This window comes from Streptomyces sp. MMCC 100 (assembly GCF_041538145.2).
In the GTDB taxonomy this organism is placed as follows: Bacteria; Actinomycetota; Actinomycetes; order Streptomycetales; family Streptomycetaceae; genus Streptomyces.
Genome location: NZ_JBGORK020000001.1, coordinates 58,207 through 79,535, shown reverse-complemented (window position 1 = coordinate 79,535; position 21,329 = coordinate 58,207). Strand labels below are relative to the sequence as shown.

The following is a 21,329-nucleotide window of genomic DNA, read 5'->3' as shown; positions in this document are numbered from 1 at the left end:
GGCCAAGAAGCCACTATCCCTTCGGCAAGTGCCTCCTCGCGAAGTCGAGTTCCAGGGCGACCTGCTTGATGCGTTCGTCGACGACCAGCGAGCCGTGGCCCGCGTCGTAGCGGTAGACCTCGTGGACGGCGCCCCTGGCCTCCAGGCGCTCGACGTAGTTCTCGACCTGGCGGATCGGGCAGCGCGGGTCGTTGACGCCGGCGGAGATGTACACCGGGGCCTTGACCTCGTCGACGTAGGTCAGCGGGGAGGAGGCCTCGAAGCGCTCGGGGACCTCCTCGGGGGTGCCGCCCAGCAGGGTGCGGTCGAGGGCTTTGAGGCCCTCCATCTCGTCGTGGTACGCGGTGACGTAGTCGGCGACCGGCACGGCCGCGATGCCCAGCGTCCACGCCTCGGGCTGGGTGCCGATGCCGAGGAGGGTGAGGTAGCCGCCCCAGGAGCCGCCGGTGAGGATCAGGCGCTCCGGATCCGCGAGGCCCGATGTCACCGCCCATTCCCGCACCGCCGCGATGTCCTCCAGCTCGATGAGGCCCACCCGGTGCTTGAGGGCGTCGGTCCACGCGCGGCCGTACCCGGTGGAGCCCCGGTAGTTGACGCGGACCACCGCGTACCCGTGGTCGACCCAGGCGGCCGGGCCCGCGGCGAAGGAGTCGCTGTCGTGCCAGGTCGGCCCGCCGTGGATGTCGAAGACCGTCGGGAGCGGACCGGCCGCGCCGGCCGGCTTCTGGACCAGGGCGTGGATGCGGCCTCCGGGCCCCTCCACCCACACGTCCTCCACCGGGACCGAGCGGGGCGACTTCGGTCCGGGCGGGTCCAGGACGACGCGCCCGGTGGTGGAGCGGACGGCCGACGGCTCGGCGGCCGAGGACCACAGGTACTCCACGCTGCCGTCGGGCCGGGCCGTGGCCCCGGAGACGGTGCCCGCGGGGGTGTCGATCTCCACCAGCCCACGCTCGGCGAAGTCGTAGCGGAACAGCTCGCTGCGGGCCTCGAAGCCGTGCACGATCAGCAGCCCGCTGCCGTCCGGGTACCACTCGGCGCTGACGTCGCCGGGCAGCTCCAGAGCGAGGTCGGTCTGCTCCCCCGTCGCCACGTCCCACACCAGGGGCTCCCAGCGGCCCCGGCGCTGGTGGCCGATGAGCAGGCGGGTGTCGCCGTCGACCGGCGCGAAGCCCAGGACCTCCAGGCCCAGCTCCTTCTCGCCGCCCTCCGTGTCGTCCAGCTCGGCGACCGTGCTGCCGTCGGGGCGCAGGACGCGCAGCGCCGAGTGCATGGCGTCGCCGTGCTCGGTGTGCTCGATCGCGATGAGGGAGCCGTCGTGGGAGAGGTCGCCGACGCCCGCGGACTCGCGGTGCCGGTAGATCTCCGCCGGGGCGCCGCCGTCCCCGCGCGCGAGGTGGATCGTCGTACCGTCCTCGTCCGTCGAGCGGCCGATCACCGCCGTACGGCCGTCCCGGCCGAGGGCGAGGCCCGCCGGGTAGGAGGGGGCGAGGCCCGGCACGGCCTCCTCGTCCTCACCGCCGGTGAAGGGCTGGCGGCGCCAGACGCCGAACTCGTCGCCGTCCTTGTCGTCGAACCACCAGATCCAGTCGCCGTCGGGCGCGAGCACGCCGTCCGTCGTGCCGTTGGGCCGGTCCGTGACCTGGCGCTGCTCGCCGCTGGACCGGTCCCAGGCGTACAGCTCGTACGTCCCCGTCGCGTTCGACACGAACAGGGAGCGGTCCGGCGCGTCCTCGGCCCAGTCGGGCAGCGACACCCTCGGTGCCCGGAACCGCTTCTCCCAGTCGGGCACCTGCTCGCCCTGCGTCCGCCGCCCGTCCACGGCCCGCTCGTCCCTGTCCCTGTCCACGCCCGGCGGAACGGACCCGTTGCTCTCAGTCATGGCCCCATACTGCCCCGACCGGGCGACAACGCGCAGAACAGATCCCCAGCCTGTGGACAACCTCCCCCACCCACGCCCGCTCCCCCACGTTTTCCACAGCCCCGCGGCAGGGTCGTCCGGGCGCGCACCGTACCGTGGAAGGCGTGTACCGGTTTCTGCTGACGCCCCGATGGTGGGGGATCAACGTCTTCGTCGTCCTGGCCATCCCCTTCTGCATCTTCATGGGTTCCTGGCAGCTCGGCCGGTTCGAGGACCGGGTGCAGGACCACGAGACCGCCTCCACGCAGCACGAGTCGGCCCGCCGGGAAGCGGCGCGCCCGCTGACCGAGCTGCTGCCCGTGGACAAGGCGACGGTCGGCAAGCAGACCACCGTCACCGGCCGGTACGACGATCAGCTGCTGGTCCCGGAGCGGAAGCTGGACGACCGGCAGGGCTTCTACGTCCTCACCCTCCTGCGCACCGACGGCGGCGAGGCCCTGCCCGTCGTGCGCGGCTGGCTGCCCGGCGAGCCCGACCCGGCGAAGGCCCCGGCCCCGCCCACCGGCGAGGTCACCGTCACCGGAGCGCTCCAGGCCGCCGAGTCCCCCGGCGCCAACGGCGTCAGCGGCCGCTCCGGGTGGCCCGAGGGACAGACCGGCGCGATCAGCGCGGCGACGCTGCTCAACCTCGTGCCGTACGACGTGTACGACGCGTGGGTCACGCTGAACGAGGGCGACTCCGGGATGCGGGCCGTGCCCGTGAGCGCGCCGCAGAACACGGGGCTCGACCTGAAGGCCTTCCAGAACCTCGGCTACACCGCCGAGTGGTTCGCCTTCGTCGGCTTCGTGATCTTCATGTGGTTCCGGCTGCTGCGCCGCGAGGCCGAACTCGCCCGGGACGCGGAACTGGGCCTGATCACGGAGGACGACGAGAGCAGCGGGAGCAGCGAGACCGGGGAGGCAGGGGAAGCCGGGGAGGCAGGGGAAGCCGGGGACAAGGCCGGCGAGCCCAAGGCGGGGCTGACCTCCTGATCCCGGGCGGGCTACGCCCCCGGGTCCGCCAGCAGACCGGTCCAGTACACGGTCCCCACACACGCGTTGGACACCGTTGCCGTCGCCGAGCCGGAGCCGCCCTCGGGGGTGTACGTCACCGACACGCTTCCCTCGGCCGGGCCGTCCGCGGTGACCAGCTGGGTCGTGGGCCCCGCCTCACCGCCGCCACCCGCGGAGCCGCCGCCCGAGGCGGTCGTGTCTCCGGTGGGCGAGGGATCGGGCGAGGGCCCGCCCGTGCCGCCCCCCGTGGGGCCGCCGGTGGTGGGACAGGTCTCCGAGGGCACCCAGGCGAACTGCACCTCGTACGCGGCCCCCGGTGCCAGCGTCAGCGAGGCGGCCTCCAGCGACGGGTCGGGCAGTCCGGCCGCGGCGTCCCCGGCGGCGTGCCGTGCGGTGCCGATCCTGGTGGCCTCCGCGGCGCCCAGCGAGGCGGTGACCACGCTGCCGGGACCGGTGACGGTACAGCCGTCCGAGGAGACGTTGGTGACCCGGAAGGAGCCGTAGACCACGCCCGTGGAATCGGGCTCGGCGCTGCTCGCGACGGACGGGCCGAGCGCCCCCGGCGCACACGCGGGGACGTCGGCGGGGCTGCTGGCGCTGGGGACGCCCGAGGGGGACGAGCCCGTTGCGGCGCCGCTCTCCTTGCCGCCGGGCGTCTCCTTGGGGCCGGCCTTGTCCTTGCCCTCGGCGGTGTCCCCGGAACCGGCGATGCCGCTCTGGCCGCCGGCCGGGTCCTTGCCCTGGGAGGCGCCGCCCTGGGCCTGTGAGGCGTTGCCCGCGACGGACGGGTCGGCACCCGCGCCGGGGGAGTTGGAGACGTGCACGAGGGCCGGGACCGCCGTGCCGAGGAAGAGGACGGCGGCCGCCGCGCCGACGAAGGCCTGACGCTTGCGGGCCCGCCGGGCGGGCACGGCGCGCCGCAGGTGCTCCAGGGTGCCGTCGCTCGGCTCCATCTCGCCGACCGCCCGGTGCATCATCGCGCGCAGCACGGCCTCGTCGGTGGCCGGCCCGTCGGGCCCCGGAGCGTCGGGGCCCTGCTCGGCGGGGCCGTGGTTCACAGTTCCGTTCCCAGGGTGCGTGTGCTTCTGCTGCTCTCGCCCGTCCGACCCGGCGGGCGCGTCGTGCCCCTCGCGGGCGTCCGGTCGCGCGTCGTTGCCGTCGCTCATGCCGGAGCCTCCATGGCCACCCTGAGCGCCGCGATCCCGCGTGAACCGTACGCCTTGACCGAGCCCAGGGATATGCCGAGGGTCTCGGCGACCTGGGACTCCGTCATGTCGGCGAAGTAGCGCAGGACCAGCACCTCGCGCTGCCGGCGCTGCAGCCCCTTCATCGCCTTGATCAGGGAGTCCCGCTCCAGCTGGTCGTAGGCGCCCTCCTCCGCGCTCGCCATGTCGGGCATGGGCTTGGAGAGGAGCTTGAGGCCGAGGATGCGGCGGCGCAGCGCCGAGCGCGAGAGGTTGACGACGGTCTGACGCAGGTACGCCAGGGTCTTCTCCGGGTCACGGACGCGTTTGCGCGCCGAGTGGACGCGGATGAAGGCCTCCTGGACCACGTCCTCGCAGGAGGCCGTGTCGTCGAGGAGGAGGGCGGCGAGGCCGAGCAGCGAGCGGTAGTGCGCCCGGTAGGTCTCGGTGAGGTGGTCGACGGTGGTCCCCGCCGCCACCTCCTCGGCGCCGTCGCGCTGGTTCGATATGCGGGCCGGCCGCGCTGCGGGCATCGGCGCGATCACCGGCATGCCACCGGCCGGACCGGCCACACGGGGACGGACGGACCGGGCGGGCGGGACGGCCGGGATCGGCGGTCGCAGCGCCGCGCCCCGTGCCCCTGCGGTGAATTCGAGAACCTCTGCCACGCCAGTTGGACACGCCCACCCCCGTGAGGGTTGTACGTGCCGGGCGTCACGTTCCCGTGTCCGGCGGGCGGCCGCCCGGGCAGCCACCCGCCTGACGGTGCGTCATAGGCCCTCATCGTCCGCTCTTCCCCTATGTCCCGTGTGAACGAGCGTCCCCACGCCCGTCCTCGGCGTCCCCACGCCGACCCACGCGTCCCCGCGCCCCGAATGGGTGACCGCAAAGACGCTCCCCGCCGCTCGCACGGTTGCGGAGGGCGGGGAGGAAATCCTCCGACGGCACGGGTGCCCGGTACAAGTAGTCCGGACCAAGTTCCGGATCACATCTCGTCCATGGATCCTACAAACGAAACCCACGGCTGCCGGGGCTTTTTGCCTCACTGATCCCGGTTCAGCCGAACTCGGCCGCCACCAGTTCCGCGATCTGCGCGGTGTTCAGCGCGGCGCCCTTGCGCAGGTTGTCGCCGCAGACGAAGAGTTCGAGCGCGGTCGGGTCGTCCAGGGCCCGGCGCACCCGGCCGACCCAGGTCGGGTCGGTGCCGACCGCGTCGGCGGGCGTGGGGAACTCCCCCGCGGCCGGGTTGTCGAACAGGACGACGCCGGGCGCGGTGGCCAGGATCTCCCGGGCCCCCTCGACGCTGACCTCGCCCTCGAAGCGGGCGTGCACGGTCAGGGAATGCGTGGTCACCACCGGAACGCGTACGCACGTCACGGCGACCGGCAGCTGCGGCAGTCCGAGGATCTTGCGGGACTCGTCCCGCACCTTCATCTCCTCCGACGACCAGCCGTCCTCCCGCAGCGATCCGGCCCACGGTACGACGTTCAGCGCGACCGGCTCCGGGAACGGCCCGGTGTCGTCGCCGACGACCCGCCGCACGTCACCGGGGTGGGTCCCCAGCTCGGTGCCGGCCACCAGCGACAGCTGCCGGCGCAGCGTGTCCACGCCGTCCCGCCCGGCCCCGCTGACCGCCTGGTACGAGGAGACGACCAGCTCGCGCAGCCCGAACTCGGCGTGCAGCGCGCCCAGCGCCACGATCATGGACAGCGTCGTGCAGTTCGGGTTGGCGACGATCCCGCGCGGCCGCATCCGCACCGCGTGCGGATTGACCTCGGGCACGACCAGCGGCACGTCCGGGTCCATCCGGAACGCGCCGGAGTTGTCGACCACCACCGCGCCCTTGGCGGCGGCGACCGGCGCCCACTGCGCGGAGACCTCGTCGGGCACGTCGAACATGGCGACGTCGACCCCGTCGAAAGCCTCTTCGCTCAGCGCGACGACCTCGACCTCCTCCCCGCGCACGGCCAGCTTGCGGCCGGCCGAGCGCGGGGAGGCGATCAGGCGGATGTCGCCCCAGACGTCCGCGTGCTGGGACAGGATCTGGAGCATGACCGAGCCGACGGCGCCGGTCGCGCCCACGACGGCGAGCGTGGGCCTGCCGGTACGGCCGCCGTCCCGGCCGCTGTCTTGCATGGCGGACATCAGCGTCCGGTGCCCCCGTAGACGACGGCCTCGTCACGGTCGGAGTCGAGCCCGAAGGCGGTGTGCACGGCGCGCACGGCCTCGTTCACGTCGTCCTTGCGGGTGACGACCGAGATGCGGATCTCGGAGGTCGAGATCAGCTCGATGTTCACACCGGCGTCGGACAGCGCGGTGAAGAAGTCGGCGGTGACGCCCGGGTTGCTCTTCATACCGGCGCCGACCAGCGAGATCTTGCCGATCTGGTCGTCGTAGCGCAGCGAGTCGAAGCCGATGCCCGGGCGGTTCTTCTCCAGCGCGTCGATGGCCTTGCGGCCCTCGCTCTTGGGCAGCGTGAAGGAGATGTCCGTCAGGCCCGTGGAGGCGGCGGACACGTTCTGCACGACCATGTCGATGTTGACCTGGGCGTCGGCGATGGCGCGGAAGATCGCGGCCGCCTCGCCCGGCTTGTCGGGCACGCCGACAACCGTGACCTTGGCCTCGGAGGTGTCGTGCGCGACTCCGGAGATGAGGGCCTGCTCCACGTGCTTTTCCCCTTGCTTGATCGGCTCGCTGCTGACCCACGTGCCCTGCAGTCCGCTGAAGCTGGACCGCACGTGGATCGGGATGTTGTACCGGCGGGCGTACTCCACGCAACGGTGGAGCAGCACCTTGGAGCCGGAGGCAGCGAGCTCCAGCATGTCCTCGAAGGAGATCCAGTCGATCTTCTTCGCCTTCGGCACCACGCGCGGGTCGGCGGTGAACACGCCGTCGACGTCCGTGTAGATCTCGCAGACGTCCGCGTCGAGCGCGGCGGCGAGGGCGACGGCCGTGGTGTCGGAACCGCCGCGGCCCAGCGTGGTGATGTCCTTGCTGTCCTGGCTGACGCCCTGGAAGCCGGCCACGATGGCGACGTTGCCCTCGTCCACCGAGGTGCGGATGCGACCCGGTGTGACGTCGATGATCCGGGCCTTGTTGTGGACCGAGTCGGTGATGACTCCGGCCTGGCTGCCGGTGAACGACTGGGCCTCGTGCCCCAGGTTTTTGATCGCCATGGCCAGCAGCGCCATGGAGATACGCTCCCCGGCGGTCAGCAGCATGTCGAGTTCACGCCCGGCAGGGATCGGGGAAACCTGCTCGGCGAGATCGATCAGCTCGTCCGTCGTGTCGCCCATCGCGGAAACGACGGCGACCACCTGGTTGCCGTTCTTCTTCGCTTCCACGATCCGCTTGGCGACGCGCTTGATGCCTTCGGCATCGGCTACGGAGGAGCCTCCGTACTTCTGCACGACAAGGCCCACGTGCGCTCCTCGCTCAATCCGTCTCTTTCCGCACGTACGTATATGTACTGCGGTCGGCTCATTTTACCGAGCGTCCGGATTTCCCCCCTGCGGTATCGCATGGTGAGACCCGGGTACTCGCTCAGGCTGGCTCATGCCCATCGCGGCGCGGGTCACTCGGGAAAGTGCCGTGTGTCACACGTTCACAAGTGAGAGGGCTCAGTCCGCCAGCCCTTCGAGGCGCTCGGTGTCCAGGGCGATGTCGACGTGCCGGAGTCGTACGACGTGGTCTCAACGAATGTGATCCAGGCGCTCTACGGCTTCCAGCGCCGTGGTGGCAGGCCGTTCGCGATGCGGTCGCGGTTGTCGCGGTAGTGGTAGAAGACGCGGTCCTCGATGGGCACGGGACGGAACGTGTCGGGCACGGGGCCGCCCGTGGCTCGCTCCAGCTTCTTCCTGAGGAAATACGCCGAGGACGTGCCCAGGTGGGCGATCTCCTCGAAGCCCTTGATGATGTCCTCGTCGGACATCGGGTTCGCCTCGTTCTCCCTGCGGCAGTCCTCGCAGATGCCCCGGTCGATCTTCACCGTACGTTCGTCCTGGTCACAGGTGGCGCAGGCCATGATCACGCGGGTCACCTTGGCGCGCGGTTCGCGCTGCTGCGGAGGCATCTTCGACTCCAGTCGTCGGCGGGCGAGTCCGCCCGGGTTGCTGACAGTTGGCGGGAGCCCTTCGGCCAGGGCTCGGGTGATGTCCTTCGGTGCCGCGCCTCGCCTCAGCCACTCCTCGGCCAGCGGTTCGAGCGAGCGGCAATCGCCCTCGGTGAGCGCCATACGCGGCTCGGTGGTGCGCAGTGCGGTGAGCGCGCGGTACGCGGCACTGTCCGGCTCGGGGTCGGCTTCCGGCTCGCGCTCAGGTTCGGTGACAGCGGGTACGGCGGCGGCGAGCGCCTCTTCGATCCGGGCGAGGCCGGGCTGGTGGTCCCGGGTCACGTCCTTGCCGTGCCGCTCCCGCGCGAACTCCGCCCACCACGCCGCCGACCTGCGGGTACGCGACCAGTACGTCCGCGTGACCCACCGCATGGTGTTGTCCTCGACGGTGATGTGTTCCTTGATCCAGCGCAGATGGCCGGCTTCGGTGATGCGGGTCAGTGACGAACGCGTCGCCTGCTGGCCGTAGCGCGGGTGTTCCGCCGCGATCACCTTGTGGCCCATCGCGTGGCCGTCGTCGAGGTGGTCGATGAAGACGGCGACCTCTGCGTCACGCGGGAGAAGATGTGCGAAGTCCGGGTCCGCGTGCGGGTCTTCGTCACCTGCGTGGCGTTTTCCGTAGCCCGGATTGGCCATGGGGTGGGACGGGGACGGCAGGGCGGGACTAGGGTTGGCGCAAGCCACGGTCGAGGCTCCTCGGTTTCTAGGGTATCGAGGTCCCTCGATACGTCGGTCAGGCCCCGGAGTTGGTGTTGCCAGCACCGCCGGGGCCGACTCATTTGCTGGTCGTTTGCCGCGAACCTAGGGCGGCACAACACAGCGACGCAAGCCGATCACGGAACGTCACTCTTACGAGGTACGACGGCTCAACTCACGTTCAAGCTTGGTTGGTTGGGTATTTCAACCAGACCAGAAAACCAAGGGAAGAGCTCGGGTCCCGGGGCTCAAGCTCCGGGCTGAACTGCGGCGATGAACGCCGACCAGGCGGGGGCCGAGACCTGGAACTCGGGACCCGTCGGGGCGGACTTGGAGTCGCGGACGTGTATCGCGCCGCAGCGCGCCACCTCGACGCAGGCGCCGCCTTCGTTGTCGCTGTAGCTCGACTTGACCCACTTCAACTGGTCGCTCACGGCTGATTCACCATCCGCTCGATGAAACGGGCTGTCTCGTCGGGGCCGAGAGCCCGCGTACGGATCATGCTTAGCCGCTCGGTCACCCGACTGACAACACCCGCATCGGCCGAAAGTTCGCTGGCGAACGCGCCCTCCATGAAGGCAAGTCGCTCGTGGTCCCTCCCCTCCAGCAGCACCATGGGGCCCATCAGCGCATCACTGAATGCCTGCCCGAAGGGGAGCACTTGCAGCGCGACATTGCGCAGTCGGGAGACTTCCAGCAAGCGCTCCAGCTGCTCCTCGTCCACCAACGGGCTCCGCAGTACCGCCTCGTACAGAACGAAGCTCAGGCCCACCGGCGGCTTCCGTCCGGTGAGGATCTCCTGTCGCTCCATCCGGGCGGCAACCCGCTCCTCCACCGTCTCCTCGTCCAGGGGAGGGATGCGGTTGTCGATGAGCCCCTGCGCGTAGGCCTGGGTCTGCAACAGGCCCGGGACCAGAGCAACTTCGTACCACCACAGACTCGTCGCCTCACGCTCCCGCTCGATGAAGTCCACCGCCCGCGCGGAGTACCGCTCCCTGCGTACGTACTCCTTCGCCGCGCTCAGCATTCCCTGTGCGCCGCACAGTTCGTCCGCGATGTCGAGCAGCCTCGGCGACGGCATCCGTACGCCGCGCTCCATGGACGCGATGGTCTCGGGGGCGTAGTTGGCCGCGGCTGCCAGGGCCTCGCGGCTGACGTTGGCCACGGAGCGCCAGCGTTTGATCTGGTTGCCGCTGTAGCACCAGGCCGCGGGCGGCTGGGAGTTGTTGTTCGGGTTCGGCACAGCGCCCACCTCCGGCTGCTCGTTGGCTACCGAGCGTAGGCGATGGGGGCGCTTTCTGTGACCTACTTCACCGGGCGCAGGCCCAGCGGACCCGCGATCTCCTGGACCATGACCCGGCCGGCCTCCGACTCCAGAGTCTCGTCGCCCAGCTCCTGGTCGGTGTCGAGGCCGTCCAGTTCCTCCAGGGGCTGGTTCAGGCGGACGTGGGCGACGACCGACTGGAGGGCGCGCAGGGTCGCGGAGGCGGTGGAACCCCAGTTGGAGAAGTAGGAGAACTGCCACCACCACAGCGCCTCCGTGGTGCGGCCGGCCTTGTAGTGGACCATGCCGTGGCGGAGGTCGGTGATGACGTCGGTGAGGTCGTCGGAGATACGGGCCGGGACCGGGGCCTTGCGCGGCTCGTAGGGGTCGAAGACCTCGGAGTAGACGTCGATCGGGTCGAGGATGCGGGCCAGGTTCTCCCGGACCTCGTCCACGTCCAGCTCCGGACCCGGGTCGGGCTCGTAGCGCTCGTCCGGGACGATGTCCTCGTGGGCGCCCAGGCGGCCCCCGGCCAGCATCAGCTGGGAGACCTCCAGGAGGAGGAAGGGGACGGCCGAGTCCGGCTCGTCCCCCTTCGCCACCTCGGTGACGGCCACCAGGAAGCTCTCGATCTGGTCGGCGATCTGGACCGCGAAGTCGTCCGGGTTCTGGTTGGTCGCGTGCAGCGTGGCGTCAGACATCTAGGAGTCGTCTCCCCTCGAAGGCGCGGCCGAGGGTCACCTCGTCCGCGTACTCCAGGTCGCCGCCCACCGGGAGGCCGCTGGCCAGGCGGGTGACCTTGAGGCCCATGGGCTTGATCATGCGGGCGAGGTACGTGGCCGTGGCCTCGCCCTCCAGATTCGGGTCCGTGGCCAGGATCAGTTCCGTGACCGTGCCGTCCGCCAGGCGGGCCAGCAGCTCACGGATGCGGAGGTCGTCGGGGCCGACCCCGTCGATCGGGCTGATCGCGCCGCCGAGCACGTGGTAGCGCCCGCGGAACTCGCGGGTGCGCTCGATGGCGACGACGTCCTTCGGTTCCTCCACCACGCAGATGACGGAAGGATCACGCCGGGTGTCGCGGCAGATGTTGCACTGCTCCTCCTGCGCGACGTTTCCGCAGGTCGCGCAGAAGCGGACCTTGGCCTTCACTTCCATGAGGGCCTGGGCGAGCCGCCGTACGTCGGTCGGCTCGGCCTGCAGGATGTGGAAGGCGATCCGCTGCGCGCTCTTGGGACCGACGCCGGGCAGCCGCCCGAGTTCGTCGATGAGGTCCTGGACCACGCCTTCGTACAACGGACTGCCGTCCTTCCTGAGGTTCGTGCACTACGTACGGTAGATGGCTTCGGCCGGTCTGAGAAAGGCGAACGGTGAAGCCGGAACGCCGATCTCAGAACGGCAGGCCGGGAATTCCGCTGCCGCCGCCCAGACCCTGGGCGAGCGGGCCGAGCTTCTGCTGCTGGAGGTTCTGCGCGTTCTCGTTGGCCGCCTGGACGGCGGCGACGACCAGGTCGGCCAGGGTCTCGGTGTCCTCCGGGTCCACCGCCTTCGGGTCGATCTTGAGACCGCGCAGCTCGCCGGAGCCGGTGACCGTGGCCTTCACCAGGCCGCCGCCCGCCTGGCCGTCGACCTCGGTCTGCGCCAGTTCCTCCTGGGCCTTCGCCAGGTCCTGCTGCATCTTCTGGGCCTGCTGGAGCAGCTGCTGCATGTTGGGCTGGCCACCACCGGGGATCACGTTCAGCTCCCATCAAGTCCGGTCACGACGGTTTTGCCGTTCGGCACGAGCCTACGTGGTCCGGGCGGCCCTCGCCCCAGCACTCTTTCGAGTGATGCCGTCGGAGCCCTATACCTGATCAACGCCCTCTTCCGGGCGGAAAAACGACGGAACCCGGCTCTTCGCCACCCGTTGGGCGGTAGGAAGGGTTCCGGCGCAGGGTTCCGGCGTATGAGTCCTCGCGGACGGCGAGCGGTACGGCGAGCAGTGGCGAGCAGTAGGGAGTGCCGGGTGGGTCAGCCGGAGATGCAGCCCGAGGGGCCGCCGCAGGACGGGCGGGACGGCGAGGGGGCGGCCGGACCGCGGCCGGGCGACCTGACCGGGCGGGCGTTTCCCCTCGGGGACTGGGCACTGCCCGCCGAGCGGCTGGACGAGCTGTACCGGTGGGTGGAGCGGGGCGCGCTGGACACGGCGGCCTGGTATCTCGCGGACCGGGTGTGGAAGCGGCGCGGCGCGGTGCTGCTGCGGGTCGGGGCCGCGGTGGGCGCGGCCGCCGGGGCGGCGCTGCCCCTGCTCGATCTGTCCGGGGCGGTGGGCGGGATCGCGCCCTGGGGGTATCTGGCGCTGCTGTGGGCGGTGGCGTGTGTGGCGGGTGACCGGTACTTCGGGGTCACGGCCGGGTGGATGCGGGACGTGGCCACGGCGCAGGCGGTGCAGCGGCGACTCCAGGCACTCCAGTTCGACTGGGCGTCGGAGAGCGTGCGGGAGGTGCTGGGACCGGCGGAGGGGACGGCGAGCGAGGCCGCGGAGCGGTGCCTGCTGGTACTGCGGCGGTTCTCGGAGGACGTGACGGAGCTGGTGCGGGCGGAGACGGCGGACTGGATGGTGAGCTTCCGCCCGGGACCGGCGCCCCTGGGACCGCACTCCGCGGCGGCGGCCGACGGGGCCCGCCCGGACAGCGGGGGCACGGGCGCCACCGGCCGGTTCCCGGTCCCCCCGCAGAACGGCACCCGCCCGAACATGCCCCGCCAGCGCCCGCCGGAGCCCCGGTGACCACCTCCCCCGGCGGCAGGAGCACGTCCGCTCACCGGCGGGTGTAGACCAGGGACTCGCCCGTGTCGTCGGTGGTGCGTTCCAGGCTGCCGTCCGGCAGCAGGGTGACCGTGGTGGGCCCGCCCGGGGCGCAGCTGGTGGACGGACCGGTCCTGACCTGGGACGGGCCGAGCCGCAGTGGCCCGCCGGCGCCCGGCTCGGCGGTGAGGGCGGCGTCGAAGACGCAGTGGTAGGTGCCGGTGTCCGTCGGGCCGTCCGCCACGAGGGTCATCACCGTGTCGCCGACCTCGCCCTGCGCGATGGTCAGCCTCCGGGGGTGGGTGCCGGAGGCGTTGTCGATGCTGGTCGTCCAGTCACCCACGTACCCGGCCGGGACCGTGCCCTCGTCGGCGGCCGGGGCGGTCGAACCGGTCGACGGCGACTGGCCCGCCGCCGGATCGGACGAGCCGGGCGAACCCGTACCCGGGTCCTGCGGCGCGCCGGTGGACTGCGCGGGTGTGGGGTCGCCGCCCGCCCGGTCGTCGCCGTCGCCGCGCATCAGGGCGTAGACCGTGCCGCCCGCGCCCAGCGCGACCACCAGGGCGACGACGACCAGCAGCGCGGTGGAGCGTCCGCTCCGGGCCGGCTCGTGCGGGGGTCCGTAGGGCGGGGGCCCTTGGGGCGGGGTCGGGCCGAGGCCGCCCCCGCCGTACGGGTGCTGGTACCCCGGGTGCTGGTAGCCGGGCTGCTGGTAGCCGGGCTGCGACGCGTGCCATGCCGCGTCGGGGGCCGGGGCGTGACCCGGCGCGGGCGGCTGGGGGTGGCCGTTGGCGGCGGGCGGCGGCGTGGGCGGGGTCTGGCCCGCGACCAGGGTCGGGAGGTGGTTCAGCGGGACGCCGCCGCTGCCCGGCTCGCGCGGGGGCGGCGGACCCACCGGCGCCGGCGGACCGTCCGGCGCCGGCTCCGCGCCCGCGCCGTTGTGCACCGCACCGTCCGGCGCCTGGCCACCGGGCCCCGCCGCCGCACCCCCGGGCGCGACCGGCGCCCCGGGGCTCCCGGCGTGCCCGGCGTGTGCGGCGTCCGCGGGGTTCTCCGTGTCCAGGAGCCGTACCGCGTGCCGGCCGAGCTGGGCCACCAGCGCGCTGGGCAGCCACGGGTCGCGGGAGCGGCCGTCGGTGACCGTGTCCTGCGCGCCCGTGCGCTCCAGCACCTCGGCGAGGCTCGGCCGCGCGGCGGGGTCCTTCTTCAGGCAGTCGCGTACGAGGTCGGCGATGCCCTCGGGCACGCCCTCCAGGTCGGGCTCCTCCTGCGCGATGCGGAACATCAGGGCGTGCACACCGCTGTTCGCGGTGCCGAAGGGCAGGTCGCCCGTGGCGGCGTAGGCGAGGACCGAGCCGAGGCAGAAGACGTCGCACGCGGGCGTGACGCGGTCGCCGCGCACCTGCTCGGGCGCCATGAAACCGGGCGAGCCGACGAGCGCGCCGGTGCGGGTGAGGCCGCCGTCGGTCACCGTCTCCAGGGCGCGCGCGATACCGAAGTCGATGACGCGGGGGCCGTCGATGGTGACCAGGACGTTGGACGGCTTGAGATCGCGGTGGATGATCCCGGCGGCGTGGATGTCCTGGAGCGCGTGGGCGAGACCGGCCGCCAGCGTGCGCACCGAACGTTCCGGCAGGGCCCCGTGGTCGTGCCCGACGACCTGCTGGAGGCTGGGCCCCGCGACGTACCCGGTGGCGACCCACGGCACCGCGGCCTCCGTGTCCGCGTCCAGTACGGGCGCCGTCCAGTACCCGCCGACCCGGCGCGCGGACTCGACCTCCTGCCGGAACCGCTCGCGGAACTCCTCCAGCGCGGCCAGCTCCTCGCGCACCAGCTTGACCGCGACGGTGCGCCCGCGGTCCGAGCGGGCCAGGTAGACGTGCCCCATGCCGCCCGCGCCCAGCCGCCCCAGCAGCCGATAGGCCCCGATGTGCTGTGGGTCCCCGTCCCCCAGTTTCCGCATGCCGCGCCGCCTTCCCCCCCGAACGTGAGCAACAGAGCGAGGATAATGCGGGGGAGGTCGCGCGGAGCGCGGGCGTTGTCCACGGTTCCGTAACGGAGCGGCTCCCGCGCGTCGACAGTCTGTCGTGGAAAGCTCCCGACCGCAGACAGGACGCCGATTCCGTTTCCGCATCGCGGACATCTACCCTCGGCCGCATGACCCCTCAGCCCAATCCCCAGGCCGGCGCCGCCGTGAAGGCCGCGGACCGCGCGCACGTCTTCCACTCCTGGTCAGCGCAGGAGCTCATCGACCCGCTCGCCGTCGCCGGCGCCGAGGGGTCGTACTTCTGGGACTACGAAGGCAAGCGCTACCTCGACTTCTCCAGCGGGCTCGTCTACACGAACATCGGCTACCAGCACCCCGAGGTCGTCGCCGCCATCCAGGAGCAGGCGGCGAGGATGACGACGTTCGCGCCCGCGTTCGCCGTCGAGGCCCGCTCGGAGGCGGCCCGGCTGATCGCCGAGCGGACGCCCGGCGACCTGGACAAGATCTTCTTCACCAACGGCGGCGCCGACGCCGTCGAGCACGCCCTGCGCATGGCCCGGCTGCACACCGGCCGCCCCAAGGTGCTCTCCGCCTACCGCTCGTACCACGGCGGCACCCAGCAGGCGGTCAACGTCACCGGTGACCCGCGCCGCTGGGCCTCCGACAGCGGCACGGCCGGAGTCGTGCACTTCTGGGCGCCCTTCCTGTACCGCTCGCGCTTCTACGCCGAGACCGAGGAGCAGGAGTGCGCGCGGGCGCTGGAGCACCTGGAGACGACGATCGCCTTCGAGGGCCCGGGGACGATCGCCGCGATCATCCTGGAGACGATCCCGGGGACCGCGGGGATCATGATGCCGCCGGCCGGTTACCTGGCCGGGGTGCGCGAGATCTGCGACAAGTACGGCATCGTGTTCGTGCTCGACGAGGTCATGGCCGGGTTCGGCCGGACCGGTACGTGGTTCGCCGCCGACCTGTACGACGTCGTGCCCGACCTGATGACCTTCGCCAAGGGCGTGAACTCGGGCTACGTGCCCCTCGGCGGCGTCGCGATCTCCGGCGAGATCGCCGCGACCTTCGCCGAGCGGCCCTACCCCGGCGGACTGACCTACTCCGGGCACCCGCTGGCCTGCGCCGCCGCCGTCGCCACGATCAACGTCATGGCCCGGGAGGGCGTCGTCGAGCACGCCGCGCGGCTCGGCACCGAGGTCGTCGAACCGGCGCTGCGGGAGCTGGCCGAGCGCCACCCGAGCGTGGGCGAGGTGCGCGGGACCGGCATGTTCTGGGCGCTGGAGCTGGTGCGGAACCGGGAGACCCGCCAGCCGCTGGTGCCCTACAACGCGACCGGACAGGCGGCCGCGCCCATGTCCGCGTTCGCCGCCTCCGCCAAGGCCCACGGCCTGTGGCCGTTCGTGAACATGAACCGCACCCACGTGGTGCCGCCGTGCAACATCACCGAGGCGGAGCTGAAGGAGGGCCTCGCGGCCCTGGACACGGCACTGTCGGTGGCGGACGAGTACACACAGTAGGCGGGGCCGGGAGCCGGGCCCGAGCGGGACCGGGTGAAGGACCCGAGCGGGACCGGGTGAAGGACCCGGGCGCGTAGGGTTGCGTGCTCGTACGCGGTAGACGTATGTACGAGCACGCCCCGAACGACGCCCCCGAACGGCGCCCCGGACCCGACGAGGAGACGCCCGACCATGCCCGGCCCCAGCGGTACCGGTGCCGTCACGCGCAGCACCCTGCGGCAGCAGATCGCCGACGCGCTCCGCGACGAGGTGCTGGCCGGGCGGCTCCAGCCGGGGCAGGAGTTCACGGTCAAGGAGATCGCCGAGCAGTACGGGGTGTCGGCGACGCCGGTGCGCGAGGCCCTGGTCGACCTGTCCGCGCAGGGGCTCCTCGACGCCGACCACCACCGCGGCTTCCGCGTCCACGAGTACTCGGTCGACGACTTCCGCGGCATGATCGAGGCCCGCAGTCTGGTGACCGACGGGATGTTCCTCGCCCTCGCCGCGGACCTGCCGGACCCGGCCGACCCGCGCATCGCCGCCGCCCTCGCCGGGGTCCGCCGGCGCGGCGAGGAGGCCCAGCGCGCCGCCGCGGCCGGGGACCTGACCGTCCTGATCGGCTACGACCTGCGCTACTGGCGGGAGCTGGCCGCCCTCTTCGGCAACCCCTACCTCTCCGACTTCCTGCACCGGCTGCGCGTGCAGAGCTGGGTGTGCACGGTGCAGCACCTGCGCCGGCTCAGCGAGCTGCGCGGCGCGCTGTGGTCCGGGCACACCGAACTGGTCGACGCCCTCGCCCACCGCGACGTTCCGGGCGCCCGCGCCCTCGTCGACGCGTACAACACCCACTCGCTCGCCCTCATCGAGGGGCTCACCGGGGGACTCGCCGAGGGGCTCACCGGGGGATGACCAACGCCGGACGTGTCGTGGTCCGGCCCCAGATGGGTATGGGACCTGCACGCGACGCGCACCGACGCACACCGACTACGCTTCCCTGACCACCGTGCTGTGTGAGGAGCCCTCTTTTGGCCTGTGACCTGTGGCTGGTACCCCTCGTCGACGTCTTGTGCCACACGCCGGACAACCCGTTCGCCGAGGAACTCGCGCAATACGACAAGGTGCTGGCCGAGGCCGGGCTGCCGCCGGTGCCGGTGTACCAGTACATGCCGGGGCTCTCCGGCGAGGTCGCCCCGGTGGCCGGTTTCGACTACGACGCGCTGCACTTCCTGCGCCGGGCGCACCTCCTCCAGGTGTGCGGTCTCCCGGTGACCCCGGTGGACGAACTCGGCGGGGACTACGAGCAGTTGCTGGAGATGTTCGAGTCGACGGCCCAGCAGTCGCATCTCGTCTGGCACTACGACCACGCGGGCGCCTACGTCCCGGTCGACTTCCCGCACCCGCTCGCCAGCGACGAACTCCTGGCGGGCGGCGGCCCGTTGGGTTCCTCGCACGCCCTGCTGCGGGAACTGGAGGCCGTCGCCCCGGCCCTCGGCATCGACCCGGCCAACCCCCCGGCCCCGCCGCAGCCGCCGCTCGCCCCGACGGAGCTGGAGGAACCGGCCGTGCCCGCGCCGTACGACTCCAGCCCGTTCGCCCGGGAGCGCCACGTGTGGCTGGGGCTGCACGCGGCAGCGACGCGGAGCCTGGCACAGGGATCGATGATCGTCTTCAGCTGACCAGGTCAGTCCGCGCCCGTGATGTCCAGTTCGTTCAGGCGGGCCGGGTCCGCGATCACGTCGATGCCGGTGATGCGGCCGTCGGCGGCGAAGTCGAAGCGGAGCACGACGCGCAGCCTGCCGTGCTCGGCCATCGCCATGCCCGCCCGGCCGTCGACGAGGACGACGGCGGCGGCCCTGGCCCGGCCCGTCGAGGCCATCGCACCCCTGGCCACCCGCTCCGTGCCGCTGACGGTGAAGGGTTCGGGCGTCGGGACGACCGCCGCGTCGGCGCGCAGGACGACGTCCGGGTGGAGCAGGGCCACCAGCGCGTCGAAGTCGCCGCCGCGGGTGGCCGCCAGGTAGGCGTGGACCGCGCGGCGCCGGCGCGGCAGGTCGGCGTCGGGCGCGGGGACGCCCCGCACCCGGCGGCGGGCGCGGGCGGCCAGCTGGCGGGTGGCGGCGGGGGTCTTGTCGAGCATCGCGGCGATGTCGTCGAAGGGCACGTCGAACATGTCGTGCAGGACGAACGCGAGCCGTTCGGCGGGCCCGAGGGTGTCCAGGACGATCAGCAGCGCGATCCCGACCTCGTCGGCGAGCTGCGCCTCCTCGGCCGGATCGGCACCGGTGCCGGCAGCGGCCGTCCGTCCGCGTGACGCGTCGTCCAGCGGCTCCTCGCGGCGGGTGTCCCGGGTACGGAGCAGGTTGAGGCAGACCCGGGCGACGACCGTGGTGAGCCAGCCGGACGGATTGGCCACCTCGGAGGTGTCCGCCCGGTCGGCCCGCAGCCAGGCCTCCTGAAGGGCGTCGTCCGCCTCGCTGAGCGAACCGAGGATCCGGTACGCGACCGCCCGCAGCCGGGGCCGGTCCAGCTCGAACCGCCGGGCCATGTCATCGGGTCGTCCGGGCACCGTACGGCTTCCTTCCGCGTCCACAGGCCCTCGGGGGCGGGCTCCCAAGTGAACCACCCGGCGTACGCGCACCCGCAAGGGCCTCTCACCGCACCAGGATGATCCCCGGCGGCCACAGCACCCCGTCGGCCAGCAGCAGCGACGGTCCCAGATGGACCGGGCACACCCGCAGCGGCGCCCGCAGGTGCCGGGCGACCTCGAAGCGGGCCGGGTCGCCGCAGTCGCCGGGCCCGGTCTCGCCGCCGTACGGGCCCTGGCAGCAAGCGGCGCGGTCACGGTCGGTCATGCCCCCGATCCGACACCACGCCACGCGCCGGCGCCCGGGGAAGGGGGCCGAACGAAGGGCTACAGGGCGGTGTCGGCGTCCTCGAGGCCGATGCACTTGCGCTCCTGCGGGATCCACTTCACGGCCGGGTCCAGGGTGGCGAGGATGCCGCCCACCTCCTCGCGCGGACCGGAGTACGAGAACTCCACGGCCGGTGAGCGGCCGTACGTCCGCAGGACGCTCACGCCGTCCCGCTTGAGCCGTGCCTCGTCCAGGACCCAGTCGACGCCGTCCGCGGTGACGCACAGGTTGACGTTCGGCTGCAGTTCCTCGGCGCCGCAGCGGAACACGGCCTTCTGGCCGCCCCAGGACGCCACCCCGTCCCCGAGGGCCCAGTCGCGCGAGGCGCCGGGTATGTCGTCCGGGAGACGGGAGACGACCTTGTCGCACTTGGGGTCGTCGGCGTGCGGGGCCGCGGAGACACGGTGGCCGTCGACGTAGAAGAGACCGCCGGTCACGGCGACGACCGCCACGGTCAGCCAGATCCACGTCCGGGTGGTGGGCTTCCGCATGTTCCGCTCACTCCGTGCTGTCCGTGCTGACCGTGCTGACCGTGCTGACCGTCGCTGTCCGTCGCTGTCCGTCGCTGTCCGTCGCGGTTGTCCGCTGAAAGGCTCCGGCCAGCGTATCCGCCGTCCCCACGCCGGACGGCCGGGGCCCCGTGCGGGGTCCCGGCCGTCCGGCGTGCGTCCGCGGTGCGCGGGCGGTTCCTACAGGAACGAGTTGATCTCGATCGTCTCGTCCCGGCCCGGGCCGACGCCGATCGCGGAGATCGGGGCGCCGGACATCTCCTCGAGCGCCTTGACGTACGCCTGGGCGTTCTTCGGCAGGTCGGAGAAAGACTTCGCCTTGGTGATGTCCTCGCTCCAGCCGGGCAGCGTCTCGTAGACCGGCTTCGCGTGGTGGAAGTCGGACTGCGAGTACGGCAGCTCCTCGACGCGCTTGCCGTCGATCTCGTACGCCACGCAGACCGGGATCTGCTCCCAGCCGGTGAGGACGTCGAGCTTGGTGAGGAAGAAGTCGGTGAGGCCGTTGACGCGGGTGGCGTAGCGGGCGATCACCGCGTCGAACCAGCCGCAGCGCCGGTCGCGGCCGGTCGTCACGCCGCGCTCGCCGCCGATGCGGCGCAGGGCCTCGCCGTCCTCGTCGAACAGCTCGGTCGGGAAGGGGCCGGCGCCGACGCGGGTCGTGTACGCCTTGAGGATGCCGATGACCCGGCTGATCTTCGTCGGGCCCACGCCGGCACCGGTGCAGGCGCCGCCCGCGGTCGGGTTCGACGAGGTGACGAAGGGGTACGTGCCGTGGTCGATGTCCAGGAGCGTGCCCTGGCCGCCCTCGAAGAGGACCACCTTGTCGTCGTCGAGGGCCTGGTTGAGGACCAGGACGGTGTCGGCGACGTACGGCGCGAGCTTGTCGGCGTAGCCCAGCAGCTCCTCGACGACCTGGCCGGTGGCGATCGCGCGGCGGTTGTAGAGCTTGGTGAGCATCTGGTTCTTGACGTCGAGCGCCGCCTCGACCTTCTGGGTGAGGATCGACTCGTCGTAGAGGTCCTGGACCCGGATGCCGACGCGGTTGATCTTGTCGGCGTAGGTCGGGCCGATACCGCGGCCGGTGGTGCCGATCTTGCGCTTGCCGAGGAAGCGTTCCGTCACCTTGTCGACGGTGACGTTGTACGGCGTGATGATGTGAGCGTTGCCGCTGATCAGGAGCTTGGACGTGTCGACGCCGCGCTCGTTCAGCCCGCTCAGCTCGGAGAACAGGACCGACGGGTCGACGACGACACCGTTTCCGATGACCGGCGTGCAGCCGGGGGAGAGAATCCCGGAAGGGAGCAGGTGGAGGGCGTACTTCTGGTCGCCCACGACTACCGTGTGGCCGGCGTTGTTGCCGCCCTGGTAGCGCACCACATAGTCGACGGAACCACCGAGCAGGTCCGTCGCCTTTCCCTTGCCTTCGTCACCCCACTGAGCACCGAGCAGCACAAGTGCGGGCACGC

Annotated in this window: 21 protein-coding genes; 5 read left to right on the top strand and 16 right to left on the bottom strand. The window is 72.0% G+C overall.

The window, feature by feature from the left end:
• Positions 1–13: 13 nt before the first annotated feature.
• Complete coding sequence (locus ABS735_RS00375; protein ID WP_373904919.1) at positions 14–1,882, bottom strand: S9 family peptidase; 1,869 nt, start codon at positions 1,880–1,882, stop codon at positions 14–16.
• Positions 1,883–2,025: 143 nt separating this feature from the next.
• Between ABS735_RS00375 and ABS735_RS00370 the strand changes: the two genes are divergently transcribed.
• Positions 2,026–2,892: an SURF1 family protein gene (locus ABS735_RS00370; RefSeq protein ID WP_373904918.1), complete on the top strand. Its 867-nt coding sequence runs from the start codon at positions 2,026–2,028 to the stop codon at positions 2,890–2,892.
• Between the two features lie 11 nt (positions 2,893–2,903).
• Here the strand turns inward: ABS735_RS00370 and ABS735_RS00365 are convergent, their stop codons facing one another.
• From ABS735_RS00365 to ABS735_RS00320, 10 genes are all read right to left on the bottom strand, one after another.
• Positions 2,904–4,079: a hypothetical protein gene (locus tag ABS735_RS00365; protein WP_373904917.1), complete on the bottom strand. Its 1,176-nt coding sequence runs from the start codon at positions 4,077–4,079 to the stop codon at positions 2,904–2,906.
• On the bottom strand, positions 4,076–4,648 hold the full coding sequence (locus ABS735_RS00360; RefSeq protein ID WP_007451881.1) for a SigE family RNA polymerase sigma factor: 573 nt from the start codon (positions 4,646–4,648) through the stop codon (positions 4,076–4,078). Before ABS735_RS00360 ends, ABS735_RS00365 begins: the two co-directional genes overlap by 4 nt.
• A gap of 505 nt (positions 4,649–5,153) precedes the next feature.
• Positions 5,154–6,242: an aspartate-semialdehyde dehydrogenase gene (locus ABS735_RS00355; RefSeq protein WP_373904916.1), complete on the bottom strand. Its 1,089-nt coding sequence runs from the start codon at positions 6,240–6,242 to the stop codon at positions 5,154–5,156.
• Positions 6,242–7,519, bottom strand: coding sequence for an aspartate kinase (locus tag ABS735_RS00350; protein WP_031042983.1), 1,278 nt, complete (start codon positions 7,517–7,519; stop codon positions 6,242–6,244). The genes ABS735_RS00355 and ABS735_RS00350 overlap by 1 nt, the downstream gene beginning before the upstream one ends.
• A 293-nt stretch (positions 7,520–7,812) precedes the next feature.
• Positions 7,813–8,892: a hypothetical protein gene (locus tag ABS735_RS00345; RefSeq protein WP_373904915.1), complete on the bottom strand. Its 1,080-nt coding sequence runs from the start codon at positions 8,890–8,892 to the stop codon at positions 7,813–7,815.
• A 260-nt stretch (positions 8,893–9,152) separates the two neighbouring features.
• Positions 9,153–9,338: a DUF397 domain-containing protein gene (locus tag ABS735_RS00340; protein WP_373904914.1), complete on the bottom strand. Its 186-nt coding sequence runs from the start codon at positions 9,336–9,338 to the stop codon at positions 9,153–9,155.
• A complete protein-coding gene (locus tag ABS735_RS00335; protein WP_373904913.1) occupies positions 9,335–10,147 on the bottom strand; it encodes a DUF5753 domain-containing protein in 813 nt (270 codons plus the stop codon). Before ABS735_RS00335 ends, ABS735_RS00340 begins: the two co-directional genes overlap by 4 nt.
• A gap of 62 nt (positions 10,148–10,209) precedes the next feature.
• Entirely contained in the window at positions 10,210–10,869 is a 660-nt protein-coding gene (locus ABS735_RS00330) for a DUF5063 domain-containing protein (protein ID WP_373904912.1), read from the bottom strand.
• Positions 10,862–11,461, bottom strand: a complete 600-nt coding sequence (gene recR, locus ABS735_RS00325; protein WP_007451877.1) for a recombination mediator RecR — start codon at positions 11,459–11,461, stop codon at positions 10,862–10,864. Before recR ends, ABS735_RS00330 begins: the two co-directional genes overlap by 8 nt.
• Before the next feature lie 94 nt (positions 11,462–11,555).
• Positions 11,556–11,900, bottom strand: a complete 345-nt coding sequence (locus ABS735_RS00320) for a YbaB/EbfC family nucleoid-associated protein (protein WP_373904911.1) — start codon at positions 11,898–11,900, stop codon at positions 11,556–11,558.
• 270 nt (positions 11,901–12,170) lie between these two features.
• Here ABS735_RS00320 and ABS735_RS00315 point away from each other — a divergent pair, with 270 nt between their 5' ends.
• Entirely contained in the window at positions 12,171–12,932 is a 762-nt protein-coding gene (locus ABS735_RS00315; protein ID WP_373904910.1) for an SLATT domain-containing protein, read from the top strand.
• A gap of 31 nt (positions 12,933–12,963) precedes the next feature.
• Here the strand turns inward: ABS735_RS00315 and ABS735_RS00310 are convergent, their stop codons facing one another.
• A complete protein-coding gene (locus ABS735_RS00310) occupies positions 12,964–14,913 on the bottom strand; it encodes a serine/threonine-protein kinase (RefSeq protein WP_373904909.1) in 1,950 nt (649 codons plus the stop codon).
• Between the two features lie 194 nt (positions 14,914–15,107).
• Here ABS735_RS00310 and ABS735_RS00305 point away from each other — a divergent pair, with 194 nt between their 5' ends.
• From ABS735_RS00305 to ABS735_RS00295, 3 genes are all read left to right on the top strand, one after another.
• Positions 15,108–16,463, top strand: coding sequence for an aspartate aminotransferase family protein (locus ABS735_RS00305; RefSeq protein ID WP_373904908.1), 1,356 nt, complete (start codon positions 15,108–15,110; stop codon positions 16,461–16,463).
• 171 nt (positions 16,464–16,634) lie between these two features.
• Positions 16,635–17,351: a GntR family transcriptional regulator gene (locus ABS735_RS00300; protein WP_373904907.1), complete on the top strand. Its 717-nt coding sequence runs from the start codon at positions 16,635–16,637 to the stop codon at positions 17,349–17,351.
• Between the two features lie 116 nt (positions 17,352–17,467).
• Positions 17,468–18,118 (top strand): hypothetical protein, encoded by a 651-nt coding sequence (locus tag ABS735_RS00295; protein ID WP_373904906.1) that lies wholly within the window; start codon positions 17,468–17,470, stop codon positions 18,116–18,118.
• Between the two features lie 5 nt (positions 18,119–18,123).
• Here the strand turns inward: ABS735_RS00295 and ABS735_RS00290 are convergent, their stop codons facing one another.
• From ABS735_RS00290 to ABS735_RS00275, 4 genes are all read right to left on the bottom strand, one after another.
• On the bottom strand, positions 18,124–19,008 hold the full coding sequence (locus ABS735_RS00290; RefSeq protein WP_373904905.1) for a sigma-70 family RNA polymerase sigma factor: 885 nt from the start codon (positions 19,006–19,008) through the stop codon (positions 18,124–18,126).
• Between the two features lie 85 nt (positions 19,009–19,093).
• Complete coding sequence (locus ABS735_RS00285; protein ID WP_373904904.1) at positions 19,094–19,294, bottom strand: hypothetical protein; 201 nt, start codon at positions 19,292–19,294, stop codon at positions 19,094–19,096.
• Between the two features lie 59 nt (positions 19,295–19,353).
• Complete coding sequence (locus tag ABS735_RS00280; RefSeq protein ID WP_373904903.1) at positions 19,354–19,845, bottom strand: DUF3515 family protein; 492 nt, start codon at positions 19,843–19,845, stop codon at positions 19,354–19,356.
• A 198-nt stretch (positions 19,846–20,043) separates the two neighbouring features.
• Positions 20,044–21,327 carry an adenylosuccinate synthase gene (locus ABS735_RS00275; protein ID WP_003975310.1) on the bottom strand — a complete coding sequence of 428 codons (1,284 nt, stop codon included), beginning with the start codon at positions 21,325–21,327 and terminating at the stop codon, positions 20,044–20,046.
• Between the last annotated feature and the right edge of the window lie 2 nt (positions 21,328–21,329).

What these genes read in the sequence shown, in the direction of transcription:
- ABS735_RS00375 (WP_373904919.1), bottom strand. Translation starts at nt 1,882, where the DNA reads ATGACTGAGAGCAACGGGTCCGTTCCGCCGGGCGTGGACAGGGACAGG.
- ABS735_RS00365 (WP_373904917.1), bottom strand. Translation starts at nt 4,079, where the DNA reads ATGAGCGACGGCAACGACGCGCGACCGGACGCCCGCGAGGGGCACGAC.
- ABS735_RS00360 (WP_007451881.1), bottom strand. Translation starts at nt 4,648, where the DNA reads ATGCCGGTGATCGCGCCGATGCCCGCAGCGCGGCCGGCCCGCATATCG.
- ABS735_RS00355 (WP_373904916.1), bottom strand. Translation starts at nt 6,242, where the DNA reads ATGTCCGCCATGCAAGACAGCGGCCGGGACGGCGGCCGTACCGGCAGG.
- ABS735_RS00330 (WP_373904912.1), bottom strand. Translation starts at nt 10,869, where the DNA reads ATGTCTGACGCCACGCTGCACGCGACCAACCAGAACCCGGACGACTTC.
- ABS735_RS00310 (WP_373904909.1), bottom strand. Translation starts at nt 14,913, where the DNA reads ATGCGGAAACTGGGGGACGGGGACCCACAGCACATCGGGGCCTATCGG.
- ABS735_RS00305 (WP_373904908.1), top strand. Translation starts at nt 15,108, where the DNA reads ATGACCCCTCAGCCCAATCCCCAGGCCGGCGCCGCCGTGAAGGCCGCG.
- ABS735_RS00300 (WP_373904907.1), top strand. Translation starts at nt 16,635, where the DNA reads ATGCCCGGCCCCAGCGGTACCGGTGCCGTCACGCGCAGCACCCTGCGG.
- ABS735_RS00285 (WP_373904904.1), bottom strand. Translation starts at nt 19,294, where the DNA reads ATGACCGACCGTGACCGCGCCGCTTGCTGCCAGGGCCCGTACGGCGGC.
- ABS735_RS00280 (WP_373904903.1), bottom strand. Translation starts at nt 19,845, where the DNA reads ATGCGGAAGCCCACCACCCGGACGTGGATCTGGCTGACCGTGGCGGTC.